This window comes from Pseudomonas sp. 13B_3.2_Bac1 (assembly GCF_025466205.1).
Classification (GTDB): Bacteria; Pseudomonadota; Gammaproteobacteria; order Pseudomonadales; family Pseudomonadaceae; genus Aquipseudomonas; species Aquipseudomonas fluorescens_H.
Map to the genome: position 1 here is coordinate 1 of NZ_JANLOG010000127.1, position 8406 is coordinate 8406.

General features: G+C 62.3%; 9 protein-coding genes. 1 reads left to right on the forward strand and 8 read right to left on the reverse strand.

Annotated features, from left to right (window positions below):
- Positions 1–79: 79 nt before the first annotated feature.
- From NTD85_RS21205 to NTD85_RS21235, 7 genes are all read right to left on the reverse strand, one after another.
- The gene (locus NTD85_RS21205) at positions 80–1051 is read right to left on the reverse strand and encodes a spore coat protein U domain-containing protein (protein ID WP_262143132.1); all 972 of its coding nucleotides are present in this window, start codon (positions 1049–1051) and stop codon (positions 80–82) included.
- Positions 1048–3405, reverse strand: a complete 2358-nt coding sequence (locus NTD85_RS21210) for a fimbria/pilus outer membrane usher protein (protein WP_262143133.1) — start codon at positions 3403–3405, stop codon at positions 1048–1050. The genes NTD85_RS21205 and NTD85_RS21210 overlap by 4 nt, the downstream gene beginning before the upstream one ends.
- A 256-nt stretch (positions 3406–3661) precedes the next feature.
- A complete protein-coding gene (locus tag NTD85_RS21215) occupies positions 3662–4450 on the reverse strand; it encodes a molecular chaperone (RefSeq protein WP_262143134.1) in 789 nt (262 codons plus the stop codon).
- A gap of 34 nt (positions 4451–4484) precedes the next feature.
- Positions 4485–4985: a spore coat U domain-containing protein gene (locus tag NTD85_RS21220; RefSeq protein WP_262143135.1), complete on the reverse strand. Its 501-nt coding sequence runs from the start codon at positions 4983–4985 to the stop codon at positions 4485–4487.
- 4 nt (positions 4986–4989) lie between these two features.
- On the reverse strand, positions 4990–5526 hold the full coding sequence (locus NTD85_RS21225; protein ID WP_003223669.1) for a spore coat U domain-containing protein: 537 nt from the start codon (positions 5524–5526) through the stop codon (positions 4990–4992).
- 20 nt (positions 5527–5546) lie between these two features.
- Complete coding sequence (locus tag NTD85_RS21230; RefSeq protein ID WP_262143136.1) at positions 5547–6080, reverse strand: spore coat U domain-containing protein; 534 nt, start codon at positions 6078–6080, stop codon at positions 5547–5549.
- A 104-nt stretch (positions 6081–6184) separates the two neighbouring features.
- Positions 6185–6706, reverse strand: a complete 522-nt coding sequence (locus NTD85_RS21235; protein WP_262143137.1) for a spore coat U domain-containing protein — start codon at positions 6704–6706, stop codon at positions 6185–6187.
- A 286-nt stretch (positions 6707–6992) separates the two neighbouring features.
- On the opposite strand from NTD85_RS21235, the gene zapE reads away from it, so the two are divergent.
- On the forward strand, positions 6993–8114 hold the full coding sequence (gene zapE / locus NTD85_RS21240) for a cell division protein ZapE (RefSeq protein ID WP_003223664.1): 1122 nt from the start codon (positions 6993–6995) through the stop codon (positions 8112–8114).
- Positions 8115–8162: 48 nt separating this feature from the next.
- Here the strand turns inward: zapE and NTD85_RS21245 are convergent.
- Positions 8163–8406: transposase (locus NTD85_RS21245; protein WP_262143138.1), on the reverse strand; the 244-nt coding region annotated here is incomplete at its 5' end.

The following is an 8406-nucleotide window of genomic DNA, read 5'->3' on the forward strand; positions in this document are numbered from 1 at the left end:
CCCCCCCCCCCCCCCCGCCCCCCCCCCCCCCCCCCCCCCCCCCCCCCCCCCCCCCCCCCACAGGGGGTCGTCGTATGACTCAGAAACCAACGTCGAGCACCACATTGTCCAGATACGTCCCCGCCGGCGGCGTGGTCTGGTCGGTGTAGATCTTGGCGTTGTAATTGAAGATCTGGCTCCCCGTACCCAAGCCATTCCCCGGATTGACCTCGGCATCGGTACTGGAGCGGCGCGCACTGCCGACGCTGCCCCAACGAGTGGTGCCGGCGCTTTTGAAGATGTCGTAGGCCAGATAATTGCTCCCGGAAATCATCCGTCGTCGCCCGCCGACACTGACCGGATTCTGCCCGTCGCTCAAACCGACCGTGTAGGCACTGCCCTTGGTACAGGCCAGATTGATCGTCTGCCCGGTCACCGGGGTAAAGGCGCTGATCACCGGTGCGCTGCCGAAGGCAATGTTCGGCGCGGTAATCGTACAGTCGTTGGACACGGTCAGGTTCACGGTCAACGTCGCGGTACCACTATTGATGTCGCGCCCCAGACAAACACTGCCGATACCGATCCCGGAGCAGTAATTCCAGTTCCAGAAAATGCTCAGGGTTTCCGTATAGACCCCGGCGGCGACATTGCTGCCAATGGTCGTACCCAGATACAGCGGCACGGTTTTTGGGGTCGTGCCATTGAGCAGTCCCAAGGCGTCGATGATGCCGTTGCGCGCGAAGTCATAGGCGGTGCCACGGGTGACCGGATAGCTGGTGCTGTTGTTGGCGTAGATCGTGTAGCCGATGACGTCGCCGGTCGGCCCGAGCAAGCCGCTCTGGGTCGAGGTGATGGTGGCGTAGAAATGATCGTTGCTGGTCAGCAGTGACAGCAGCGAACCGGTACAACTCAAACCGGCATTCAGCGTGGAACTGGGCTGCGTCGTAGTGCGCACGGCAATCGAGCTGATCGAGCCAAACGCTGCCGGCGTGGTGCTGACCACCGAACACAAGGCCTGCGCCGCCCCCGGCAGCAGCAACGCCAGACAAAGGCAGACTCGGGCACCGATCATTGGCACACCAGCGGGCCGATCAGCGGCACTTGGCTTTGCTGCGTATCCACGTCGAATCGGGCCTTGCAGGTCTTGCCGTCGGCCAGTGTCACCTGCAACGAATTCTGTGCCTGCAGGTTTTCCAGATAGACCAGACCATCCCAGCCCACCACCGTGCGCGTACCGCTCTGTTCGTGCAGCACACCCGCCCCCAAAGGCAGTTCGCGTTGCTGCGCATCCACCAGCACGATGCTCGCGGCAACCACCCGCGTCAGTGGAAACTCCACCAGATAGCCGCTGCCACGGCGAACGGCAATGCGCTGTTCGACGTTGGGGCTGCGCACGTTGGCGGGCAAATTCAGCGGATCGATTTCGTATTTGCCACGGTAGTAGGCGCTACTCCACGGCACCAGCAAGTGACCGTTTTTATCGGTCTGACCGACCTGCTGGTTTTCGTAGCGCACCGGAATATCGGCAAAACCGTCGGTGCTGACCACTACAAACGCGTCATCGATGCGATTGGCGGCGAACACTTGTCGGTCCATCCACACCAGCGAGCCACTGGCGTCGGCCCAGCGGGTTTCAGCCTCCGAAGTGCCGTAGACACCGGCCTGCAATTGCACCGATTGCAGGCGCCAGGTCACATCCGCCTGACGATAATCCGCGCCATCACCCTTGGCGTAACCCAGATTGAAGCCGACTCCGCCCTCAGTCGGTACCGAACGACTGTAATTGACCCGCTGCTGACTCTGCCCGGTCTTGCTGCGCTCGCTGCTGATCGCCAGGCTGCCGCGCAGATCGAACGGAATCACCAGTTGCGCCTGCACCGCCCAATTGCTGTCGCCAATCTCGCGGTTGGCCGACAGATAGACGCTGCTGTTGCGCCACAGTGCTTTGCTCCAGCTCAGGTTGAGCAACCGCGTGCGCGAATCGTCCGCCGCGCGCACATCGAAATAACCGGCGCCCAGGCTCCCCCAGCGGTCGAGACTGACACTCAGGGTCGCCTGCTCGCTGCGCCGACTGAGGCTGATGTAAGGGCTGTCGATCACGCTCAGGTCGGCGTATTGGTCGCGACGTTGCAGGCGTTGATAGGTAAAGCTGTAGCGTTGGCTGCTGTACTGATAACCGAGGCTCAATTGCTGGCCGCCGTCGCCGTCGAAGCGGCTTTGGCTGACCGCGCTGTTGAGTACACCGAAATTGCCCAGGCGCAAGTTGCCGCCAATCCCGCCGAGGGTCAGCGAGTCAGCCGCTTCGGCGTGGCTTTCCAGGGTGAAGCTGTCACTGACACCGTATCGCAGGCTGCCGGAAGATACCCCGGTGCCGTAGCTGAAATCTTTCAAGCCGTAGTCGCGGCGCAAGGTACCGGCGGCCACCGAGAAATCGCTCAGGCCTTTTTGCAGCAGGCTGCTGGTGACGTAGAACGGCACCGTGGTCGAGACCTGCCGGCCCAGCGCGTCGGTGGTCACCACCACGGCTTCACCGGCACCGTTGATGAACGGAATGTTGGTCAACGTGTACGGCCCCGGTTGCAGATCGGTGCTGCTGGACTTGTAGCCGTTGATGAAAAGGTCCACGGAGGATGGCACCGCCGCTTCACCGGCAAATTGCGGCAGCGGATAGGTCACCAGGTCCGGGCGCACGGCAAAATCCCGGGAAAACTGCACACCACCCAGACGCACCGAATTGCTCCAGGGCAAGGCGCCGCTGATCACGTCACCCGCCTCGTAGGTGAGCATGCGTTCGTCATCGGAATAGCGCCAGGTGCTGTCATAGCGCAGATACCCGTTGTTCAGCGTGCTGGCGGCATCGCCGGACAAGGTGCGTCGGTATTGCCCGGTGTTGGACAAGGTGCCCCAGCTGTCGAACAGCCGTACCTCGTTCCACGCCGCCAGATAGGTGCCGCCATCGTCGGTGTCATTGAGGTACAGGTCATAGTTGAGCAGCGCGCCAAAACTGCTCAGCGCCGGGGTGCGCGGGTAGTTCTGCCGATTGCCGATCAATTGCTCGGGCAGCCACTGCGGCGGCACATCGAGCAGCAGGCGCTGGCCGACGCTGTCGTAATCACTGTGCAAGCCCGGCAGGCTGTCGAGATCGACTTCAGCCCCCACATTGTCCGGCAGCTTCATGCCGGTTTCCTGCAGCGCACTGGTCGGCAGGAACAGTCGCCCGTCGCGCTGCTGCACCGCCACCACCCGCCCGGTATTCATCTGATTAACCACCAATTCCAGAAACAGCTGTGCATCACTCACGGCCTCCATGCCGCTGGGAGGCGGCGGCAATTCACCGGCCCCGGATGGTTGAACGAACATCAGGCAACAGGCGCCGCCGATGAGCCACAACGGACGCTGAATACGACGAGCCCATCCCGGGCTCATACACGCTTTACGTCCGTCAATGGACTTGATCCTCCTGATGCCACTCTTGCCTGAGCCAGTTATCTTTCTCTGGTTTATTGACGACACGATGCAATCATTGTGGCGAGGGAGCTTGCTCCCACTCGGCGGCGCAGCCGTCGTCAGACGTGTTTATGCGGACTACCTGACACTGCGCGCTCGCCTGGCTTGGGGCTGCTTCGCAACCCAGCGGGAGCAAGCTCCCTAGCCACAAAAGTCCTCGGCATTGGCTCCTTGTTCAGCGTCCCGGCGCAATGTTCTGCACCTGCGCCCCGCCATTGACCCGCACCTGCAACGCCGAATCGCTCGCCAACGGCCCCGGTGCCGGCCAGCGCATCACCGCGCCCGGCAGCACATACCCCAGCAGCCCCTCGGCCAATGGCTTGCTCTGCCCTCCCTGTTTGATTGCCACGTCGGTCAGCCGTGCGTGTACCGCGCCCTGGTTGCGCACCTCGACGTACGGCCGACCGTCCACCGCCACCGTGCGCCAGCTCAGCTGCGGCACACCGATACCTTTGGGATCACGCGGACGGGTGCTGTCCTCCTTGCTCCACAACCCCGCGCCGTAAGCAAACAACGGCACCGAATAGCGCATCTGGAAGCGGATCGCCGCCGCAGTTTTGCCGCCCTCGGCAGCCGGCGGCTGAGCGGAAGGGATTTCGTCGATGATGATCCGGTAGGCCAGCTCCTGCCCCGGTGGTACATCCTTGGTTCGGGTCAGACGCACCAGTTGTTTCTGCCCCGGTTCGATCTTCGCCACCGGTGGGCTGCCGATCACGTCGCGCTGGTTCTGGTATTGCTCCTCAAAGCCGCTCTGGCTCCAGCCGAACACACGGATCTGCAGGTTGGCGGTTTCCGTGCCACGGTTTTCCAGCCACAACGCACTGGCCTGTTGATCGGCTTCCAGCACCGGATCGATCGGCCAGATCAACACCGAACTGGCGGCCTGCGCACTGCCGCCCCCGAGCATAACCAGTGCCAGCATCGCGCACCGTACAACCCAATGCCCTGACGTAACTGCCCCCATGAACCTGCTCCTTGTCGGCCATCCAAACGTCATCTCACCACGACAGTTGCACCTGCAACACGTCGCTATACATCCCCCCAGGCTGATTGCCCGGCAATTGCACCTGACCGTAAATCGGCAGGCTGATGTTGTTCGCATCGCTATAGGCCACCGCCACGCTCTGACCGATGCCCAGGCTCTGGCTGTAAGCCGCATCACGAAACAGCGCGTAAGCCACCCGCGCACTGCCGCTGTTGATCTGCATATGGCGGCCGCTGCTGTTGTACTGGCCGCCATCGACGCTCATGTTCAATGTCACTCCGGGCGTGCATTGCAGCTGCACGCCCCCGGTCAGTGCGACTTGCACCGTGCCGGTGGCCAGGGCCGAGTGCGAACCGAAATTCAGCCCGCCGTAATTCGACACTCCGCCGACCACCAGGCACCCCGGCGTGATGGTGGCGCTGACCTGAAAGCTCTGGCTGGTCGCCGCCCCCAGCGGCAGCGGCACACTGCCCGCACAGAGCAGGAGCAGCGCGGCGCAGAGCTGACGGCGCATGGCATCAGAACGTCAGTTGCACGGCGATGGTGTCGGTGTAGGTGCCGGCCGGCAAACCAGCCTTGCCTTTGGCCTGACCGTAGATATTCACCGTCTGCGCCGTACCGGTGCTGGGAGCCAGATTGATCGTGCCGTTGACGGGCAGCAGCGTCGAGAACCCGGAGTCGGTGTACAAGTCGTACGGCACGTAATTGGCGACGCCGTCGTACAGCGCCCGGGCGCCCCCCGTCGATTTTCCGTCATTGGCACCCGCGCCTACCGTGACCGTAGGTGTGGTGCCACTGGAACACAGAATCGACAGCGCTCCGCCGCCACCGCCCAACACCTGTCCGGTGGCGGTGGTGAACAGGCTGTTGGCGGTACCGAAGTTCAACGCACCGAAGTTCAGCCCGGTGGTGCCCCCGGCTCCGTTGACCTGACAACTGCTGGTCAGGATCAGGCTGGAAGTGATCTGGCCAGTAACGGTGGTGGCGGCATTGGCACTGGAAACCAGCGTCAGGCCGAGCAATGACAAACCTATCCTTGATGCAAACTTGCGCATGGTGTCCGTCCTCTACGGGGTTACCAGTCGAGCGTCACCGTCAGGGTGTCGGTATAGACCCCTGCCGGAACCGCGCGGGTATTCGCCACCACCGAGCCAAATACCGGGATGGGTATCTGCGCACCGCTGGTGACAGCGAAATTGTGCTGTTGGCCAATGCTGTAGCTCTGGCTGCCGGAAGCATCCAGATAGAGTTGATAAGGGATGGTCTGGCGACCATTGCTCAGGCGCCGGGTATTGCCATCACCGTGGGTACCACCGTTGATGGTGACGGTGAAACCGGTGACCGATGGGTTGCAGGCAACATTGAGTCTGCCGCTGCTGTCAGCGTCGAGACTGGCCTTGATCGGCGCAGTCCAGGTCGGCCCCTGCAGCCCGAAATCGAGGGAGCCGAGATTGCCGACCGGGGTTCCAGGACTGGATCCGTTGGTGACTTCGCACCCGGCAATCAGGATCAGCCGCGCATGTATCTGCCCACTCACCGCCGCCTGTGCGTCGTCAGCGAGCAACAGCAGCGTAGCCGTGGCGATGACTATCCAGTGTTTGCCTGTCATTGCGCCCTTCCTACTCCTTCAGGATGCCTGCGAAACTCGCGTTCATCATTGAACGCCCCTTCCCTGCGCAACCCGCCTCCAGCGGATTGCCTGAAATCGTGTCATCACCACGTCACGGTAACCTTGACCAGATCCGAATACCGACTGACCTGTGGCACCTGCGCCAGGCGCTCGATTCGCCCATACAGCGGCAACTCCACCGTCCCGGTGTCCGGCACCCGACCGCTGACCGGCACGTCCACCACCAGCGGCACCCGCCGCGCCGCGTCCTGATACAGCCGGTAAGGAATCGGTTGGCTCCCCGCCGCCCCCACCAGGTAGCGAATCTCGCCGACCCCGCCATGCAGACCGCCGTCGACACGCAGTTGATACGGCGTGTCGGGGTTGCACTCCAGGCGCGGCAAGCGCTGGTTGGTCAGCGCCGCACCCAGTGGCCCGGCCGGATCATCGAGGCGCGCCGCGCTGCCGAAATCCAGCACGCCCAGTTGTTCGATACCCGCCTCGCGCTGCTGGCCGATCAGTTGGCAACCGCGCTGCACGTCAACGCGAACCTCGACCTGAAGTTCCGCCGCGTACACCGAGCCCCCAAGCCACCCGAGCAGGGCCACCACCACACGTGTAATCACTGCCTCATTCCTTGTGAGGTACCACCCGGATGACGTTACTGTGTTTCAGGTTAGCAACGGTCGACGAATCCGCCAGTCGATTGGATCCATGGATCTGCCGGGATATGTTTCGAAAGTTTGGCAACACGGCGAATTACATCGCTGAAAAAAGCTATACGCCCCGCACAAAGTTGTTCAGTTATCGCCCACAGTCGACGAACCGCGATGGAAGCTCGGCGCAGCCTCTGGTTACACTACGTCGCCGCGCTCCCGGGCGCCGGTCTGATGAACACGGAGTGACTGCACAGTGCCCTCTCGAGCGCCCAAACGATCGCCACTGGCCCCGCGCTGGTCGGCGTTGCGCCGCTGGTTCGCCAAAGGCAGGCCAGCCAACGCCGGGCATGACGCCATTGCCCGCTCGATCCACGAATACTTCCGGCAAAAGGCCCATGGTCAGGGTTACACCCTCAGCCACAGCCAGCAGCGGGTGATTGATTGCATGGCACAGCAGGCCAGCCTGTTGTTCGGCGCCAGCGCGCAAACGCCGCCGAGCCTGTACCTGCATGGTGCGGTCGGACGCGGCAAGAGCTGGCTGCTCGACGGTTTTTTCCAGGCACTGCCGACCGCGCAGAAGCAGCGTGTGCATTTCCATGCGTTCTTCGCCCGGCTGCATCAGGGCATGTTCGACCATCGCGAACAGGACGATGCCCTCGCCGTCACCCTCGACGAGCTGTTGGACGATTGCCGGGTTCTGTGTTTCGACGAATTTCATGTGCATGACATCGGCGATGCGATGCTCATTACCCGCCTGTTCAAGGCCTTGTTCCAGCGCGGCATTCTGTTGCTGGTAACCTCCAACTATCCGCCGGAAGGCTTGCTGCCCAACCCGCTCTATCACGCGCGTTTCAAACCGGTGATCGATTTGATCAACGCGCGAATGCAGGTCATGGAAGTCGGCGGCCCCCACGATTACCGCAGTCAGGCGAGCAATCATGCGCATCAGTTGTTCACTCAAGGCCACTATGTGTGGCCGGCCACCGCGACCCAGCGCCAGGCCTTGAACCTGCCGCCGCAGGGTGCGCCGGCCATTGCCTTGCCGGTGGGCACCCGGCACTTTCAGGCACGTCTGTGCGAGGGCCGCACCGTCGGCTTCACGTTCAACGATGTGTGTGAGCAAGCGACCGCGGTGATGGATTATCTGGAACTGTGTCGGCGCTTCGACCGCTGGATCATCGATGATCTGCCGGAACTGGATGAGTGCTCGATCGCCGCGCAACAACGCTTCATCAACCTGATCGACGTGCTCTACGACCAGGACAAACACCTGACTCTGCTCAGCCGCTTGCCACTGCGCGAGGCGCTCGGCGGCAACGCCATCGACCTGGCCCGGACCCGCAGCCGTTTGGGGCAGTTGCAGGAAATCCACTGAGCCCATTGATCACCATTGTGGGAGCAACTGTCTTACTGCCACCGTTCGTCACCGCCACTCTGTGCCGTCTCGCAGCATGGCATTCAGCCTGATCAGCAGTATTCGCATACAGGCTATGAGCGCGACTTTCGCGCTCTTGCCTCGTTCTCTTAAGGATTCATAACGGGCCTTGAAGTCGGCCTGGCAACGTATAACGACCCAGCACGACATGTAAAGCGCACGTCTGACGCGCGCTCTCCCTCCGTAAATCTGACGTTTCCCGCTGTGATTGCCACTGTCGTCGTTGTAGGGG